The organism is Streptomyces sp. NPDC029152 (assembly GCF_055564355.1).
The window spans coordinates 1-16850 of record NZ_JBVHWR010000033.1 but is presented as its reverse complement, the minus strand read 5'-3'; the positions used below and the strand labels follow the sequence as shown (position 1 = coordinate 16850).

The following is a 16850-nucleotide window of genomic DNA, read 5'->3' as shown; positions in this document are numbered from 1 at the left end:
ACGTCGATTCTACCGCTGGTAGAATTCTGTCGTCATTGAGTGCCACGAAGAACGAACTGCAGGCGCCTCCGCCGAGGCCATGAAGGTGCAGGAGTCCTCGCTGCTGGGTTCGCTGGGCATGCTCCCCGTCCTGGGCGGTGTCTACTGCCATCCGTGGAAGGTCGGAGCCGAGACGGCGGCACCCAGGGGTTCTTCAAACGGCTCGCCCAGGACATGATCGCCGCGGTCACCGAGGACAGCATCTGGCGGGCCACGGCCGTGAACGAGGACTTCGGGCCGAAGCCTCTGCCCCGATCATGTGCCAGCAGAACGCCGTGCATCTGAGCAAGGGGTATGACCGAGATGCGCGCCAAAAGGGCAACGGGATGATCTTGAAGCTCTGATCCGCTCGGATCTACATGCGGCGATGTGCAGCGGGGTCGCGTTCGGCGACGTGCCGAGCGACCGAGTCGACGCCGGGCCGTGCGTATCGCTCCAGGGAGCGAACGGAGGCGTGGCGGGAGCGGGCCAGCAGCATCGGGGGGGGAGGTGCCGTCTTCCGCGTCGTGGGTTAGAGCACTGTGACATAGCCGGTGAAGCGTCCAGCCGTCCAGATCCTCGATGTCGTCGGGTGAGGCGAGGGGGTTGGCCAGCAGCCGCGTGTTCTCCTCGAAGATCTCCTCAGCGCGGCGGTAGGAGAGCCGGGCCCGGCCGGTCTCCGGACACACATCGAGCGTCGGTGTTCCGGCCGGCGCCTTGCGGTCGGTGAGGAACAGCGGGCCGCGGGTGCGGCGGGCGATGAGGCGGGGCAGGAGCTGGGCGGTGCCGGACTGCCAGTGAATCCACTCGATCGCCCCGACCTTGGCGGTGATCCTGCCGCGCTTGTCCTGCGGGTAGAGGTCTTCCACGTTGAGGCACAGCACCTCGTCGGCGCGTGCGGCGGACTCGTAGAGCATCTTCCACTGCGTCTTCTCCCGCAGTGCGACGTCGAGGCGCCACAGGGCGGCGATCTGGTTCTCCGCAAGGGTCTTGGTGCGGTCGGGCGGTGCCGGCCGTCGCTCGATGCCGATCGTCGGATCGCACTCGATCCAGCCTTGGCGCTGCCACCAGCCGATCGCCTTGCGTGCGATGGACAGTTCGCGGTTGACGGTGTCGGCGTCCATCTCGTCCGCCCGTGCCGCCGCCAGTTCGGCCAGGACCTCGGGCAGCGCGGGGTTGTCGATCGCGGTGACGGGGAAGAGGGGCGGCTTCGCGCCCCGGCGGGCGGGCTCGGTCGGCGCCGGTTCTCCCGTGAGCATCCACCCCCATGTCGTCAGTGAGATCCGGTAGATCCGCGCGGAGGACTTCGCGATCCCGGCGCCGGTGAGGTACCGCTCGACCGCCGCTGTGTACGACGCGGGCGAGGCGGACAGAGGTACGACCCGAGCGCGCGGCAATCGAAGTGCGCCCCCACTCCCGAGTTCGGTCACCGGTTCGATCGTCACGCCGTCCCGCCCTTCCGGTACTGCCGCAGTAAATGCGTACACCTCGCCCCGGCGGCTGGATTGGTCCGCCACAGGTCGCGGTGATCACGGCAGGGGCTCTGTCGCAGTAAATCCGGCATTTACTGCGGTAGTTCTTCCGGTCTCCGCTGGGCGGCTGCGGTGAGCTGGGCGGCCAGATTCTTGAGCGCCTGCCGTAGTTCGTCGGGATGGTGGATGGTGAAGGGCCACTCCAGGGAGGCGAGCATGTGGGCCATGCCGTCCAGCCGTTCTGCCCGTGCGTGCATGAGAACGCCGGTGGGCTGGGCGGTGAGGGTCACCGCTGAGCGGGGCAGCCGGCGAGCGATCTCATCGAGGGGGCCATGGATCGTCACCTCGACCTGCCAGCGGTAGGGCCCCTGGGCGAGGGTCGAGGTCAGGTGGGCGACGGGGTTGAAGCCGTCGGGTGCGGTGAAGCTGTGGGCTCGGGGGGTGACGGAGGTGATGCGGTCGATGCGGAAGGTGCGCAGGCTGTCGCGGAGGTGGTCGTGGCCGACGACGTACCAGCGGCCGGTGTGGAAGACCACGCCGTAGGGGTCGATGTCGCGTTCGGTGTGTTCCTGGCGCCAGGACTGGTGGCTGATGGCGACGGTCGTGTGGGCGCGGGAGGCCTGGGCCAGTGCTAGCAGGACGCCGGTTCCGGGTGCCTGCCCAATTACGGCGTTGGCGGTGAAGGACAGGGTCTCCCGCATGGCGGCGAGCGGTTCGCGCAGGGCGTGCGGGAGCACCCGCTCGATCTTGGCCAGGGCACCGGCACTGGCCGGTGCCGCGGTGCCCATGCCCAGACGTTCTGCTGCGAGCAGGCCAAGAACGACGGCGAGGGCCTCGTCATTGGTGAGGACCAGAGGTGGCATGCGGTAGCCGCGGGCCAGCCGGTAGCCGCCGTAGCGGCCGCGTTCGGCCTCCACGGGGATGCCCAGTTCCCGCAGGTGCGCGGTGTACCGGCGCACCGTGCGCACGTCGGTGTCCAGCCGGTCGGCCAGCTCCGCCCCGGTGAGCCGGGCGTTGGACTGGAGGAGTTCCAGCAGGGTCAGCACACGGGTCAGGGGATGCGACATGGGTCACTCAGCATTTCAGGGCGGATTCTGTCCTGTATCGACTTTACGCTCCCCGCAGCACCTCACTTCAGGGAGACCACATGGCCACCTTCGTACTCGTTCCCGGCGCCTGGCTCGGGGCATGGGCCTGGGAAGACACCGCCCGCGCTCTCCAGGAGCGCGGCCACACCGCGCTGCCGCTGACACTGACCGGCCTAGCCGAACACGCCGACAAGGGCGGCCCCCAGACGAACCTGGACACGCACATCGCGGACATCACGGGATTCGCCGAAGAGCATGATCTGCGCGACGTCACGCTGGTCGCCCACAGCTACGCTGCTGCCCCGGTAACCGGGGCAGCCGGACGTCTCGGCGACCGGCTGGAACGCGTGATCTACGTGGACAGCGCCCCATTCGCCGCAGGCATGTGCATGCTCGACCTCATGCCACCGCAGGCAGCGGATCAGCTGCGCCAGCAGGTCGACGCTTCCGGCGACGGGTGGCGGCTACCGATACCGCCGTTTGAAGTCTTGGGCTTGTCCAGCAGCCTCGACGGGCTCGATGAGGACCGGCAGAACGTTCTGCGCACGCGTGCCACCCCTCAGCCGTTCGGCACCTACACCCAGCGCCTCGTCGACCCGGCCGAACCCGGTCCCGGTGTGGACCGTGTCCTGATCGCGTGCCATGACTTCACGGGGCTGCTGGATGCTGGGGTGCCGATGCTGGCCTGCCTGAACCAGCCGCCGTGGCGGCGCTTCGACCTGCCCACCGGGCACTGGCCGATGCTGTCCGCGCCCGCAGAACTCGCCGACATCCTCGACAAGGCCGTCTCCTGACCGCGCTGGCCGAGAGGCACAGCCCGATGCCTGACCACGAGAGCATCCGCAGGCTGCGGGCCCGTGCTCAGGCCCTGGCCGGCGGAGTATGCGAGGCCTCTGCCGAGGCGGTCGTCCGACGGGTCTTCGCCATCCAGGCCCAGGACGCCACAGCCGCCGATCTGGGCATCCGGGTACGCGGCCGGGACATCACCGCCCAGGCCCTCCGCACGGCGTACGAGAAAGAGCGGAGCATCGTCCGCAACTGGTACATGCGCGGCACCCTGCACACCATCCCCAGCGACGACGCCCGCTGGGTGTTGCAGTTGCTGTCCCCGCGGATCCTTGCCGCAACAAACCGCCGCTACCAGCAGCTGAGCCTGGGCGATGATCTGCGCCAGCGCGCCGGCCATCTCATCCGGCGCGCTCTTGCCGCGCACGGCCCACTCACCCGGGCCGATCTGACCGAGCGCCTTACCACCCTCGGTATTCCGCCGGACGGGCAGGCGCCTTTCTACCTGATCCGCCACGCGGCACTCACCGGCCTCCTCTGTCACGGCCCGCAGCGCGCCGGTGAGGGCAACGTATGTACTGCTCAACGACTGGCTGCCTCCCAGCGGGCGCTTCCGGTGGGAGGGCGACGCTGCCCTCGCCGAGCTGGCCCGCCGTTACCTGGCCGCGCATGCCCTCGCCACCTTGGAGGACTTCGCCGCCTGGTCCAGGCTGTCGGTCACCTGGGCCCGCAGGGCCTGGAAATGCTGGCGGAATCGGGCGCGATCACCGAGCACGGCGCGTTGAACATGCTCGCCGGGCGGGTGAAAGAACTCCCACGCTCGTCTGATCCCCCGGACGTTCGCATGCTGCCGCCTACGACAACTATCTGATCGGCTACCGCACCCGCGAGGTGTCCGTCCCCGCTCTCCACCAGGCCCGCGTCTGGCCAGGAGGCGGCCTCATCCGCCCCACCGTCATCGCCGACGGCCTGGCCATCGCCACCTGGACCCGTGGCTCCGGCTCGCGCTCCATCCAGGTGGATGCGTTCGAACCTGTCCCGCCTCAGATCGAGCAGGCTATCGAGATGGAAGAGCAGGCCATCGTCGGCTTTCTGCGGCCCACCACATAGCCGGCCCGCATCCCGGTCCAAAATGGGCGGCCGCATAGGCGAGAACGTTGGGTCAAGCGGCCTGACCGAGGTCGGCGGCGATCAGACCCTGCTTACGGAGCGGGGTGAAGTCGACGTCAAGCTTCGGGTCGTACGCTTCCGACTGGATGCCGACTTCGTGGGTGCTGTACTCGCCGAACCGGTTGATGTGTTCGGTCAGGTACGGCGAGATGTGCGCCAGGTCTTCCGGGTCGTTCACCCATCCCTCCTCCAGCAGCTGGCGGACGATCTCCGCGATGTCCAGGGCGTTGTGGAAGATCACCGCGTTCGTGAGCAGCGCGTTGAACGCTGACTGCCCTACCCCGGCCTGGCGGAGCCCCGTGAACGGTTCGACCGAACCGTTCACGTGCCTTACTTGCCTGCACGCTTGATCATGCCTTTGAGCTGCAGAAAAGCCGTCGATCCCCAGATAACGACGACGGTGGTGGACGCGGGGCCGAGGAAGCGGACAGTCATTCCGCAAGCACCGGGCAGTTCGCTCGCCCGGGCGAGGACCCCGGGGTGGGCGCCGAGAGCGGAATTGACCGCGGTGCAGAGGTCGGAAGGATGCTTCTGTCGGGTGAGTACGTGGAGCGTGGCGTGTACGCGGTGAGGACCGAGGCGGTCGGGCGAGGCGGAGGTGTGGTGGCCGGGACGAGGTTCAGCTACTTACGTGTCGGGATGCTCCGGCAGGGCGAGCCAGTCCGACCAGGAGATCTCGCGGCCGAGGAAGCGCGGCTGGTCGAACGGCCAGTCGGCGGCGATCCACTGGGGGACCAGCGTGTCGAGTGCTTGCTCGACCTTGCTGCCCACCAGCTCGTCCACCACCCACCAGGAGATCTCGCCGTCCGCGCCGGCTCTCTCCGGTGGGTCGATGTAGACGCAGCCGAGCAGAGCTGTTTCCGCCGCGTCGAACAGGGCGTAGTTGAAGGACTGGTGTGCGGCGATCTCCTTCTCGTGCCGCAACAGGTCGGCTTGGTCAGCCTCGTAGGTCATGGTGGCCGCGGGCCATCCCCAGGCTGGGCCGAAGATGGTCCACAGCCGCTCGCGCGAACCCATTACAGCCGGGTAGTCGAGCGGGGTGTCCGCCTCCCGGATCGGCCGTAGGTGATGACCACCGCCCGGCAGCGGTACCAGGACGGGGTGGACGAAGTTATCGGGAAGCCAGCTCATGGCGCCAGACCGTAGCAGCGCGGGGCCGTCCGCTCCCCTGGTTTTTTTCCCGTATATCGCCAGGTCCTCCTCTCATGCCGGACAGGGCCTGCGCGATCACTCGATCACAGAAGAGGGGACGTGGGGGTGGGTGACATCCGTGTCCTTGATCCGTACCTGGCTCATTCATGCCCGCCCAACCTACGACGTCGGCTCCACCTTCGCCCCCGCTCCCCCTTGCCCTCGGACAGGTCTACGGCATCCTCATCCACCTCTACCAAGTCTGAGTGGCCGACATGCTCTGCACAGTGCCTGAGCTCAGCACCGGAGAACGCAGGAGGAGTGCCTGCCAATGCACACCGGTGCCTCGAGAATTGGTGACCTGGGTGTGCAGGCACTGCAAGTAGCAGGTATGAGACGAGCTGGCCTGTAGGCCTGGCCGGGTCGTGTCTGCTGAGAAGGCTCGCAGGCGTGAGTGGGTGGTGAGCTTGGCCTATTGATGACAAGGCGGTTCGTCTTCGGACAACAGGCGAGACGGAAGTGCAGACTTGACGCTCTTCAGCCGTGGCCGCGCCGGGTCGGTTGCTCCTCAGCCCTGGCGGGCTTGCGGTGCCCCGACGGGGTGGTGGTTCACCGTCGGCGGCCGACGGGTCCCTTGTGGCCTTGACCAGACAGGCGTGGCTGAGGTCCGCGTGGGGTTGGGGCAACGCACGCGCGCCTGTTCAGTCGGCTACAGGCGTCGCTGTGGCTGACTTTCGGTGGTGCAGGTGGAATGGGTGAAGGGACCTGCATGCCTGAGTCGAAGTGACTGCGACTGCCTGGCAGAGGTTACTTCCTGTTGCCTTGTCCGTTGTCCGTGTGGTTCTGCCGTGGTGAGCCTGGCCTCGCAGTGTGGGCAACTATGGCGGTCCCGGCAGAAGCGGGTTGAAGAAGGTTCTGTGGTGGCCGGTGAGGTCGGTTGTCATCCGCATCGAGCTAGGTCAATCAGCTGGGCGCCGTAGCTCCTGGTGGCAAGGAAGCTCAAAGGCTGTGAGCTAACACTGTGAAGTCCGGCATCGAGCGGTCAGGTGTCGTGAGCTGAGGTGGTAGACCTGCTGCTTCCCCTAGTAAGAGAGCGCAGCCGCTAAACCTCTCCTGACCTGCAGAAATCTATCAAGGGACCACGATCGTCGGGACTGGCAGGCAGTTCTGACGATCGTATGGGACGGTCCAAGGATCTGGGTCCCATGATCCCTCAACCCATGACCCGGTTCCTCAGACAGCGGACCACGATCTGGTAAACGGGGACAGCGTTTCCAGGAACCGTCACCGCGGTCGCAGGAGCTGGGTCCACGGTCCTGTGACCGGACCAGATTGACGTGACGTACATGAGGTGCGGCCAGAAGGTCTGGCCGCGGCGATGGGTGACCTGGCCATGACGGCAGACGACACGGCCCACAGGCGGAGCTGATTGACTTCCTGCTCATGTACGTTAAGTTCATCTGGTCGGCCTCAGAGCCGGTCCTCATGAACTACTAGCCACCCCCTTTGCGCGGAGGGCCCGTTGGGAGCAGTACGTAGGCTGGTCGACGCCGATACTGGCGAGCCGGTCCCCTATGCGCCGTACGCCTTCTCCGGCAGGCACACGCAAGTAGACAAAGCGCGTGTCGAGGCGATCACCGAGTCCAAGGCGTTCACGCCCAGTCAGAAGTTCCTCGTGCTGTGGTGGATCGGGGTCTCCCCGGAGGGTATGGAACCGCTGCGCGCTACCGGTGCGGACATTGCCAAGCGCGTAGGTATGTCCACCGACGCCGTCGGCAAGATCAACAGGAAACTGGTCAAACACCGCATCCTGATCGTTCGAGGCCGTGTCGGCAACTACAACTTCTACCGGATCAGCCCCTACATCGCCTTCCACGGAACCGGACTCGAGCAGCGTGAAGCGGTGAAGACGTGCAACCCGCCGGACATCCCCGGATTCGACGAGAACGTACCTGCGCGGTGGGAGGCCCAGTGATCAGCAGCGATGACAAGCAGAAGAACCTCGAGCTGCTTGAGAAGACAGCCGGCATGACCGCCAATCAGCGGCTGGTCGTCATGCTCTACGCCCTGCATCCCACCGACCGATCCGGTGCCGTCCTCGAAACCGCCGCCAACCTGGCCCAGCTTGTCGGCATGGCTCCCCCTGTCTTCTCCCGCACCCGTAAGCAGGTCATTGAGGCCGGCTGGCTGGAGGAGACCGAAAGGATCGGCCACATCAGGTACTACCGTCTCGATCCCAAGCGCATGGGCGAGAACGTTGTCGTCCCCCTTCGCCGCGCCACATGACGTCCTGGAGACAGCACCTCATGTACGTCACGTCAATGAGGTGCTGTCTCCAGGACGCTCTTCATAGCTCCACGGCAATCATCAGCATCGGTTACCCACAGCTGCCAGCCTCACAAGCCCGACGCCCGACCAGGCCAAGACAACCTGCGGCACCGTCGGCTGTCCTTTGCTGCGGCCGCCGTGCTGGGCCTTCCCGCACTCTGTTGGCTGCAGACACTCACAAGGGTCTGCAGCCAGATGCAATGTTCACGACTTCGCGTCGATGACGGAACAGCGGCCGGTGGTCGTGATGCACGGTGCACGCGAGAGACTCGCGCAGGAGTCCCAGGCGGCGGCCTTGATCCAGAGACACCATCACGAGATGGGGACGGTCACAGCCCTTTGGCGCATTCGTCGACGAATGCGCAAAGCCGGCGAATGAGGCTCAAGAAGAAGGGGGTGGGGTCCGAGTCGCCTTGCATGTGAGGTGCATCCTGGAGCCACTGCTGCCACAGGCTCTCTGGTCCCCGGAAGCGGTCGGCTTGCCCACCTCCAAGGTTCAGGTCGATGAACTGGAGAGCGCCCAGGACGACGGCTTGGTCGTACGCGAGGTCAGGGCGGCGGAGGTAGCGATCAAGGTAGGCGGCGAGCAGATCAGCGTCGCGCGCCGTTCCGAAACTGGCCAGGGCCACGCTGTAGGCCAGCCCAGCACAGCAGACCTCGCTGGCCAGCAGGAGTTCCCCAAGACGCTCACGGAATTCGGTCCGGCGGGAGACAGCTACGAGCCAAGCCGCAGTTCTCCGTTCTCTCCAGCTGCCCTCAAGAAGCGTGGCGATCTCATCCGGGGTGATGAGACCCGCGTCCTCACAGAGATCTCGCATGAATCGGTCGTGCTCAGGACCTTGCATGCGTAGCAAGCTGCCGCCGAGCTTCAGATAGCGTCGCTCGGGCGTGACATAGCGGTGAACCAGGGCCAGCAACTCGGCATCGTTACGAGGATCGCGTATCACACGGCCGATCTTGGCTCGCTGATGCGGGACGGAGGAAGCCTGTTCCTTGCCCTGCTTGTCCGAGGACAGGCGATGACCCACGCGGCTTCCGCGACGGCTTGGCACTGCAATACCGAGGCTACGGGACAAGTGCACTCCGCCGACATCGCTGCGCGCCAGGGCGTCTGCGTTCCCTGGGACAAGAGCCACGAAACCAGCCCCGACCCCTGCTTCGCTTCCCTGGCCTCGATGATCCACCGGTTGGCTGCCTGATCAATGACTCTCCCGAAGGAGAAGTCACCCATGGCGATAGTCCTGTTTTCCCGCGCTCGTCTCTCCCCCGCCGAACTGCCGACCGTCGAGCCGTGGCCGGCAGTTCGACGCGACCTGAAAGCCGGAGGGCGTCACCGTTGTCGAGCGTTACGCCAATCAGGCCGACACGGTCGTCCTCTCTAGAGCGAGTTGCTGGACCTGCTCCGGCTCACCCTTCAGTGCACTGGTGACTCGATCGAAGCCGCCCTCCAGCGACTGGCGGATGACCAGCCGGAGATCCTGCGCGTCGCCCGCTGCGAGTACAGCGGACGCGCCCGGTACTACGCACGCCGCTTTCCGGAGCGCTGACCAGTTTTCTCCGTATGCCCCGCCTGCTGGCCGCCCCGGCAGGCGGGGCCGTGCGGTGTCCGCCAGGCCACTCGGACCAGGTAATGATCCTTCCCCTGGAGGTCACCGTGCCTCTCCCCCGCTGTTCTCTGATGTAGGCCGCAGCCGAACGCTTCGTCTGGCGCCGCGCCTTCAGTAACAGCACCGACGTCGACGTGCTGCTCACCAAGCAGGCCGAAACTACCTGCCGCGAAGTCCTTGACCATGCCGCCCTCGCCACCGTCAAGAACGACGACGCCCTCGTCGAGCAACCCAGCGTCCTGGACGTCCGCAGCTGTGCCCTGGCCGACGTCCTCTACCTCAAGGGCGTCCTGACCGGCGCCCGCAACCGAGGCTTGTCCTCGGAGCTCATCGCGTGCTTGGAGGACGTTATCGATCACGGTCACGAGCTGCCCGTGCTGCTCATGGACACCGTCCGAGCCGTCGCTACCGCGCACACTGCCGGCTGTTGAACGTCCTGGGCGGCCGCAGCCATCGACCCCGGCTGGCCCGGAGCACGCCCCTTCCCCACTCCGGAGCGTAATCCGGCAGAAGAAGGAGCTCCACCGTCATGAACCGAGCCTTACGCCCCGTCACCATCGCCGTCGCCGCCACCGAGGTCCTGGACATGGCCACCGTCGTGATCGGCGGCACTATCGGCGCCTGGGCGGTTTACGCCCACTCGTCCGACGCCTGGTCCGGCAACTGTCGCTTGGCCATTGCCGGAGCCGTCGCGGTCGTGGCCGCCGTCGCTGTCAACTACCTGGTCGACCTGTTCCTGGCCTCACCGCCCGCCTGCTCACAAAACCCGCAGCACGACTCACCCGCAGAGCATCAGCTACAGCACGCCTGCCATCCCCGGATGCCCTGGACGAGGGTCTCACCCAGGTGCTTCGTGTCTTATTGCACCGCCTTTTGAGCTTATTGTCATTATGTCGTCCGTTCGTGGAGGCCGGGCCCGTGGTGCGGCGGATGGTTCAGGTGGTCTGCCCGGTTTCCGGGGTGTCGTTGAGGTGCTGGTGCAGCCAGACGGTCAGGGCGGCGGCATCGTGGTTGATGGTGGCGAAGTGCACGCCGAGCGGTTCGCCTTCAGCGTTCACCGCGCCGGCGGGGTACTTCATGTACTCGACCTCGATCCCGTGCGGCTTGTTGGTGGCGTTGAGTTCCTCCACCAGGTCGTCGGTGCCCTTGAGCGGCCTAGGAAGGCTGGCGTGGATGCGATTGTCGTCGGCGGCCTGGGTGATCCGCACCGGGACGTGGATCTCCACGTCCGGATTCATGGCGGCGAGCTGCTCGTCGAACCGCTTCTGGTGCTCATTGGGGAGGTTGGGATAGCCGCCGCGGAACTGCTCGGTGCCGTTGAGGTTGCCCCAGGAGTCGGTGCGGCTGAGCGCGGCGCGGGAGCGGTGGCGGGCCTGGGGCCACAGGCGGTATGCCTTGTCGGTGAGGACCTGCCGCGCATCGATTGAGGGATCGCCGCCGATGGCGCCGGCCAGGAACAGGGGAGTGAACGCGAAGCCATCGCCCGTTGCCGCGGTGACGGCACCGGCACGGACCAGGCCGAGCACGTGGTTGGCGAGGGCGATCGCGGCGACTGCGACCAGGCCGTCGACGCGCTCGGTGGCGTGATGGGCGGCGAACAGCGCGGCCTGCCCACCTTGTGAGTGCCCCACGATCGCGAAGCGGTCGCTGATCGCGCCCGGGAACAGACGCCGGGCCGCCACGACGATGTCCAACACCCCGCGGGCCTCGGACGCGCCGAGCAGGTAGGGATGGAAGTGGGTCTCGTCCCCCGTGCCCAGGGCCTCGTAGTCGGTCATGGCCACCGCCCAGCCGCGGCGCAGGAACCCGTTGAGCAGCTTGTTGGGGTAGACGTTCATCGCGGAGGCAAGCGTGTCGCCCCAGTCCCGGGACGGCGCCACGGTGTTGGCGATGCCCACCGTGCCGTGAGCCCAGGAGACGAGCGGATAGCCGTCCTCGGGCACCGGGTGCCGGGTGCGGTCGGGCAAGACGATGATGCCGGAGGTGGCGACGGGCTGATCGCGCACGTTCTGGGAGCGGTACAGAACGAGCCAGTTCTCTCCCGCCTCCAGCTCGGCGGTGATGTTGTCGAGGCGCCGTACGTGGATGACGTCACCGAACGTGCCGTCATCCAGCGGTCCGGGAGGGGTGTAGAAGGCGTCCCCAGCGGGACCGTTCTCCTCGGGGTCGATGACAGGCGAGACGTCGTTCACGAGTACCCCTAGGGTCATCTGGAGAAGCCGCCGTCCCACGGGGCAGCCGGTGACCGTGGCGCGCAGCCAGGCCCCCGGCGTCACGTCACGGGTCCCAGGTAGGCCCGCATGCTCTCGGCAGCGCCCGGGCACACCCGAGCACCTCCATTCGACCGCCTACCCGCCGTTATGTCCGTTGAATGACGAAACTGACCCCTCTGGTGAAACGGTGTGGTATGGGCTGTGACGGGCCATCCCGAGGCGGCAGCAAGCGGCTGCCTACCGGCGCGGTGTTGACTTGGGTGTCTGGCTGCGGGCTCAGGCGCCTTCAAGTCTGGTCTGGGTGGGTGATTACGTCGTAATCACATGCGTCGTCCTACCCGTGGGGTCCTCCGGGTGATTACGTCGTAATCACCCGGAGGACCCCACGACGCACGGCAACTCGGGCTAACTAACGTGTCGATGGTGTGGTGGATCATGGACGTTAGTATGCTGTCCTCATGAGTTCTCCAGCCACTTCCAGCGACCGCGAGAAGGTCGTCTCCAAACTGCCGGGATGGCTCCGGCAGAACCTCAAAGTCAGAGCTGCCCAACACGGCGTCGAGATCCAGGCCGCTGTCGAACAGGGCATCAGCGACTGGTGCAACCTGGCCTCTGCCACCGCGACCATCGACACCGCCGGTGCCGACTCCTTCGCCACCTTCCTGCCCCCAGGTCAATGGGAAGAGTTCCGACAGACTGCCGCAGACCGGAATGTCTCTCTCATCCAGGGTCTTGCTCAGTCCGTCCAACTCTGGCTCGACACCAATCCGGCTCCGGATGTCCACCGGCCGGCGATCACTCGGCGCATCATCGTCTGCAACCAGAAGGGCGGTGTCGGCAAGACCGCCATCACCGCCGGGCTCGGCGAGGCACTGGCCGAGGACCCTAACACCCTCCACCCTGTGCGGGTTGCTAAGGCTCTCACCAAAGCCCTGCGAGCAAGCGAAACCCAGACCGCACCAACCGAAGCAGACGACGACCCACTCGACATCGAGAACCTGCCCGGACCCGGACAGCGCGTCCTGCTCGTCGACTTCGACCCGCAATGCCACCTCACTAACCAACTCGGCGCCGCACCCTTGCCGATGAACGGCGACAGCCTCACCAACCACATGGCCGGTGACCCCAAGGGGGACCTCCGGGATCTCATCGTCTCCATCGACGACGACACCTTCGGCGGCCGTCTCCACCTTCTGCCGGCCTGCAACGACGCTTTCCTGCTCGACGTCCGCCTGTCCGCCGTCCGCGCCCGGGAAGCAGCACTCGAGCGAGCCCTCTCCCCGCTCGAAGCTGATTACGACGTAATCATCGTCGACTGCCCGCCAAGCCTCGGTCTCAGCATGGATGCTGCCGCCTACTACGGCCGTCGACGCGACAGCGAGAAGCCCGGACAGTCCGGCGCCCTCATCGTCGTCCAGGCAGAAGACAGCTCCGCCGACGCCTACGAGCTGCTCAGCACACAGATCGAAGACCTCCGCAGCGACCTCCAAGTCGACATCGACTACCTCGGCATCGTCGTGAACCTGTACGACTCCCGCCGCGGCTACATCGCCACCTCCTCCCTGCAGGGATGGGTGGACATAAAGGACCCGCGAGTCGTAGGACTCATCGGAGACCTCAAGGAACAGAAGGAAGCAGTCCGAGTGAAGAGGCCACTGCTGGCCTACGCACCCAAATCACAGCAGGCGATCGGGATGCGTGCTCTGGCAAGGGAGGTGCTGTGAGCAAGGCCGACCAGCTCGGCGCAGGACGGTTCGGTGGGGGAGCGCGGCCCATCAGCGCACGCCGCCAAGCCGTCGCTGCGGCCACCGGAGTACCCACCGAAGGCATTGCCCCTCCGACTGAACTCCCCGTAGCCCGCATCAGCCCCAACCCCGACAACCCCCGCTCCGCACTCGGCGACCTCACCGACCTCGCAGGCAGCCTGAAAACCCACGGTCAGAAGCAAGCGATCACGGTCATGAACCGTGACGCCTACCTCAAGGCCAACCCCGACCGTGAGGCAGACCTCGAGCCGGACACCACTCACGTCGTCATCGACGGCAGTAGCCGCCTTGCTGCCGCCCGCGACGCCGGCCTCACCACGATCAAGGTCATGGTCAGCGACGACCAGGGCACCACCTCGGAGGAACTCCTCGAGTCCGCCCTCGTCGCCAACATCCACCGACAAGACCTCGAAGAACTCGACGAAGCCCGCGCCCTGCAACGACTCCTGGCCATCCACGGAAGCCAGAGAGCCCTCGCCAAGCGCCTACACCGCTCGCAAGGCTGGGTCTCACAACGTCTGGCCCTGCTCAACCTGACGCCAGAACTACAGGCGCGCATCGGCAAAGAACCCATCGACCTGTTGCGTGCGGTCGGGAACAAGCCCGCCGACCAGCAGGCGGCTGCCCTGGAAGACCTGAAGACTGAACGAGCCAGGAAGGAAAAGAAGACAGGAGAGCATCAAGCACCCAGGAAGGTGCAGCCGGCGGCGGAAACGACTACAGCGGGACCGGAGAAGGACCGGGGTGGTGATTACGGCGTAATCGCCAACTCGGTACCGACAGCCACCAGCACAACTACACCCGCGGCCGCAGACGTGATCCCCGAGCCGCGAGGCGACGCGGCCTCGCAAAGCGCGAATCATGAGGAGACCAGCGACCAGCGAGTCCGCAAGATGCCCTACGACCAACCGGGCGCCCTTGCCATGCTCCTTGACCACAAAGTGCCCAGCGACGACCACTTCTTCGATCTGCTCCGACTTCTGAGCCTGAAGGCGCTGGATCGAGACGCTGCCCGCCTCGACACACTGGCACAGTCGCTCACTGAAATGGCCCGCTCCCGCGTTGAATGACAGGAGACGCGCTGCCCTGTTTCCCCTCCCACTCGTGAGGGGAAACAGGGCAGCGCTGTGTCGGGAGCTTGCCCGCTTCGCGTCCCCGGATCGGCGTGTCCTGGTGCTTGGCCTTCAGACCGTTCGCCTGGGGTAGTGCTGTGGCCAGGAACGTTTGCCGGGTGCTTGGACAGCGTTGGGGGCCTTCATGGCTCCGGCAGCATCTGCGAGAGCATCGCGGAATGAGCGAGATCATCTTGATGTCGGATGCACGGGTCGCGGCCGTCCCTGTGCACGAGTGCGGTGAGCCGCTGATTGATATCCGGAGGGGCGGTGAGCTCCTTGTGGACTTGAGGAAGCAGAACGACTCGGACGCCTTCTTCTACCTGAGGGAAGGAGTACTGGTGCGTCTGCGTCAGGCGCAGACGCACTTGCCAGATGGCCTGAGGTTCCTGGTGGTCGAGGGCTATCGGCCTCCGGGGCTGCAGCGCCGCTATTTCGAAAGGTATGCGGCGAGACTGCAAGCTGAGCAGCCAGGATGGTCCGACGAGCAGATACGTGCGGCGGCGAGCCGCTTCGTGTCACCACCGGAGATCGCGCCGCACAGTGCGGGAGCGGCGGTGGACCTGACACTCGTGGATGCGGATGGCCAAGAGCTGGATATGGGCACGCCCATGAACGCGACTCCGGAGGAGAGCGCCGGAGCCTGCTATACCGACGCCACCGGGATCAGCGAGCAGGCGCGCGAGAATCGAGCGATTCTAGGGCGAGCGCTGAGGACCGCGGGCTTGGTGAACTACCCGACGGAGTGGTGGCACTGGTCGTTTGGCGACCGCTACTGGGCGCTGCTCACTGGAGCGGCAAGTGCCTGTTACGGGCCGAGCCGGCAGGATGCGCACGAGTGACGCTCTCGGCCGAATGGAGGCGCCCTGTCAGACTGTCGCAGGGGAGAGAGCGCCTGCCCCACCGGATGCCCTTTTCGCTTCGGATGCGGGCGCGTTTCTTGCGTTGGGCGGCGAGTACGTCGGGGTGGCGGGCGTTGGCGTTATGCCAGTGCAGGTAGTGATGCAGAGCCTTCGTCTGCGCGGGATGGCTGCGATGGTGGTAGTTCGCCAGGGTGAATTGTTGCAGCGGGGGCCGAAGCGCGCCTCGATCGGGTTGGCCCAGGAGGTATAGGTCGGAGTGAAGCACAGCTCGACCTTGTTCTCCTTCGCCCAGCGGCGGATGTCCGCGCTGGTGTGTGCGGAGAGGTTCTCCAGAATGATGTGAATCGGGGCGCCGTCGGGGCGAGTGGCGCGGATCGGCTTCAGCGCGGCCAAGCTGTTGGCGGCGCTCTTGCGGCGACGGTTGACGCCCCACAGACGTTCTCGCCCACGAAACAGCAGCCAAGAAGTAGGTGTCGTCCTGGGTGCGGTGAAAAGGTCGCGGGGAGCCGGTCGGGCTTGCCTCTTGGCCCGGCAGGAGCCTGTAGCGGGACGGATCCTGAGGGGCCTGAACTCGTCAAAGGCGAAGACCCGGTCCGGGAAGCAGTCCAGTACGTGTTCGATGCGATCAAGGTTGGCGTCGCGATCAGGGTCGGGTGACTTCTTCCAAGTCTTGGTGTGCTGGACGGTTGCGCCGCGGCAGGCGAGCAGGCACCGTAACGCTTCCAGGTCGATCCGGATCACTGGTCGTGGATGGGGCGCAGGCAGGCGGCGAGTTTGCGGATGGACCAGCGAGTCAAGAGCTGGTCGAGCTTGGTGGGGCGGGTGGTGGCTGTCTGGACGACGAAGTCCTCGTCGTCGGGACTGAACAGGCAGGGACGGCCTTCCGCCCCCTGAGGGACCAGGCGAGCCAGGCCGATTTCGTTGAACTGGTGGATCACATCCCGGGTGGTGCCCTCGTTGGCCTGCACCAGCTGGGCGGTCACTGGTATTCGGTTCCCGCTGACGGAGGCCAGCAGCATCATCGCGTGCCGGTAGCGCACTGAACCCGTGCTGCCCGCCGTACGATCTGCCGCAGCTTCTGCCCCTCTTGGTCAGTAAACCCGCACACGGATAGGCTCAGCCACCCCTCCAGCGGTTGGATGGTCACCATGCGCCCATTCAGCCGCCACGACCGCCGGCCCGGCGGATCTTCCCGGTCAGAGCCCTAAGTGTTGTCCCGTAATTGATCACGATTGTGCTTGCTGGCCTGCCCGCTATCGGTTCAGCCGGTGATGGTGAGGTTGTGGAGGCGGGCGA

16 protein-coding genes and 1 pseudogene are annotated in these 16850 nt (G+C 66.1%); 10 read left to right on the top strand and 7 right to left on the bottom strand.

The window, feature by feature from the left end:
- Window positions 1-32: 32 nt before the first annotated feature.
- Both ACZ4V6_RS34795 and ACZ4V6_RS34790 read right to left on the bottom strand, forming a co-directional pair.
- Entirely contained in the window at window positions 33-1463 is a 1431-nt protein-coding gene (locus ACZ4V6_RS34795) for a hypothetical protein (RefSeq protein ID WP_467835011.1), read from the bottom strand.
- Window positions 1464-1582: 119 nt separating this feature from the next.
- Window positions 1583-2557: a helix-turn-helix transcriptional regulator gene (locus ACZ4V6_RS34790; protein WP_467835009.1), complete on the bottom strand. Its 975-nt coding sequence runs from the start codon at window positions 2555-2557 to the stop codon at window positions 1583-1585.
- A gap of 80 nt (window positions 2558-2637) precedes the next feature.
- Between ACZ4V6_RS34790 and ACZ4V6_RS34785 the strand changes: the two genes are divergently transcribed.
- The 3 genes from ACZ4V6_RS34785 to ACZ4V6_RS34775 are packed head-to-tail and all read left to right on the top strand — an operon-like array spanning window position 2638 to window position 4474.
- Window positions 2638-3372, top strand: a complete 735-nt coding sequence (locus ACZ4V6_RS34785) for an alpha/beta fold hydrolase (protein WP_467835006.1) — start codon at window positions 2638-2640, stop codon at window positions 3370-3372.
- Between the two features lie 26 nt (window positions 3373-3398).
- Window positions 3399-4235: a DNA glycosylase AlkZ-like family protein gene (locus ACZ4V6_RS34780; protein ID WP_467835003.1), complete on the top strand. Its 837-nt coding sequence runs from the start codon at window positions 3399-3401 to the stop codon at window positions 4233-4235.
- Between the two features lie 20 nt (window positions 4236-4255).
- Complete coding sequence (locus ACZ4V6_RS34775; RefSeq protein ID WP_467835001.1) at window positions 4256-4474, top strand: hypothetical protein; 219 nt, start codon at window positions 4256-4258, stop codon at window positions 4472-4474.
- A gap of 52 nt (window positions 4475-4526) precedes the next feature.
- On the opposite strand, the gene ACZ4V6_RS34770 is transcribed toward ACZ4V6_RS34775, so the two are convergent.
- A complete protein-coding gene (locus ACZ4V6_RS34770) occupies window positions 4527-4859 on the bottom strand; it encodes a Tn3 family transposase (protein ID WP_467835000.1) in 333 nt (110 codons plus the stop codon).
- A 302-nt stretch (window positions 4860-5161) separates the two neighbouring features.
- Complete coding sequence (locus ACZ4V6_RS34765; RefSeq protein ID WP_467834998.1) at window positions 5162-5665, bottom strand: GNAT family N-acetyltransferase; 504 nt, start codon at window positions 5663-5665, stop codon at window positions 5162-5164.
- A gap of 1522 nt (window positions 5666-7187) precedes the next feature.
- Here ACZ4V6_RS34765 and ACZ4V6_RS34760 point away from each other — a divergent pair.
- Window positions 7188-7640, top strand: coding sequence for a MarR family transcriptional regulator (locus tag ACZ4V6_RS34760; RefSeq protein WP_467834996.1), 453 nt, complete (start codon window positions 7188-7190; stop codon window positions 7638-7640).
- Window positions 7640-7951, top strand: coding sequence for a cyclic nucleotide-binding domain-containing protein (locus tag ACZ4V6_RS34755; protein ID WP_360335568.1), 312 nt, complete (start codon window positions 7640-7642; stop codon window positions 7949-7951). The genes ACZ4V6_RS34760 and ACZ4V6_RS34755 overlap by 1 nt, the downstream gene beginning before the upstream one ends.
- A gap of 371 nt (window positions 7952-8322) precedes the next feature.
- Here ACZ4V6_RS34755 and ACZ4V6_RS34750 read toward each other — a convergent pair whose 3' ends face one another.
- Window positions 8323-8940, bottom strand: a complete 618-nt coding sequence (locus ACZ4V6_RS34750) for a DUF6000 family protein (RefSeq protein ID WP_467835037.1) — start codon at window positions 8938-8940, stop codon at window positions 8323-8325.
- A 794-nt stretch (window positions 8941-9734) separates the two neighbouring features.
- Between ACZ4V6_RS34750 and ACZ4V6_RS34745 the strand changes: the two genes are divergently transcribed.
- On the top strand, window positions 9735-10031 hold the full coding sequence (locus ACZ4V6_RS34745) for a hypothetical protein (protein WP_467834994.1): 297 nt from the start codon (window positions 9735-9737) through the stop codon (window positions 10029-10031).
- Window positions 10032-10129: 98 nt separating this feature from the next.
- The gene (locus tag ACZ4V6_RS34740) at window positions 10130-10477 is read left to right on the top strand and encodes a hypothetical protein (RefSeq protein ID WP_467834991.1); all 348 of its coding nucleotides are present in this window, start codon (window positions 10130-10132) and stop codon (window positions 10475-10477) included.
- A gap of 58 nt (window positions 10478-10535) precedes the next feature.
- Here the strand turns inward: ACZ4V6_RS34740 and ACZ4V6_RS34735 are convergent, their stop codons facing one another.
- Window positions 10536-11792: an alpha/beta hydrolase family protein gene (locus tag ACZ4V6_RS34735; RefSeq protein WP_467834990.1), complete on the bottom strand. Its 1257-nt coding sequence runs from the start codon at window positions 11790-11792 to the stop codon at window positions 10536-10538.
- A gap of 479 nt (window positions 11793-12271) precedes the next feature.
- Between ACZ4V6_RS34735 and ACZ4V6_RS34730 the strand changes: the two genes are divergently transcribed.
- The 3 genes from ACZ4V6_RS34730 (at window position 12272) to ACZ4V6_RS34720 (ending at window position 15533) form a co-directional block, all read left to right on the top strand.
- The gene (locus ACZ4V6_RS34730; RefSeq protein WP_467834987.1) at window positions 12272-13537 is read left to right on the top strand and encodes a ParA family protein; all 1266 of its coding nucleotides are present in this window, start codon (window positions 12272-12274) and stop codon (window positions 13535-13537) included.
- Window positions 13534-14649, top strand: a complete 1116-nt coding sequence (locus ACZ4V6_RS34725) for a ParB/RepB/Spo0J family partition protein (RefSeq protein ID WP_467834985.1) — start codon at window positions 13534-13536, stop codon at window positions 14647-14649. Before ACZ4V6_RS34730 ends, ACZ4V6_RS34725 begins: the two co-directional genes overlap by 4 nt.
- A 221-nt stretch (window positions 14650-14870) precedes the next feature.
- Complete coding sequence (locus ACZ4V6_RS34720; protein ID WP_467834983.1) at window positions 14871-15533, top strand: M15 family metallopeptidase; 663 nt, start codon at window positions 14871-14873, stop codon at window positions 15531-15533.
- 43 nt (window positions 15534-15576) lie between these two features.
- Here ACZ4V6_RS34720 and ACZ4V6_RS34715 read toward each other — a convergent pair.
- A pseudogene (locus ACZ4V6_RS34715) lies at window positions 15577-16678 on the bottom strand (IS630 family transposase); the annotation flags it as partial.
- Between the last annotated feature and the right edge of the window lie 172 nt (window positions 16679-16850).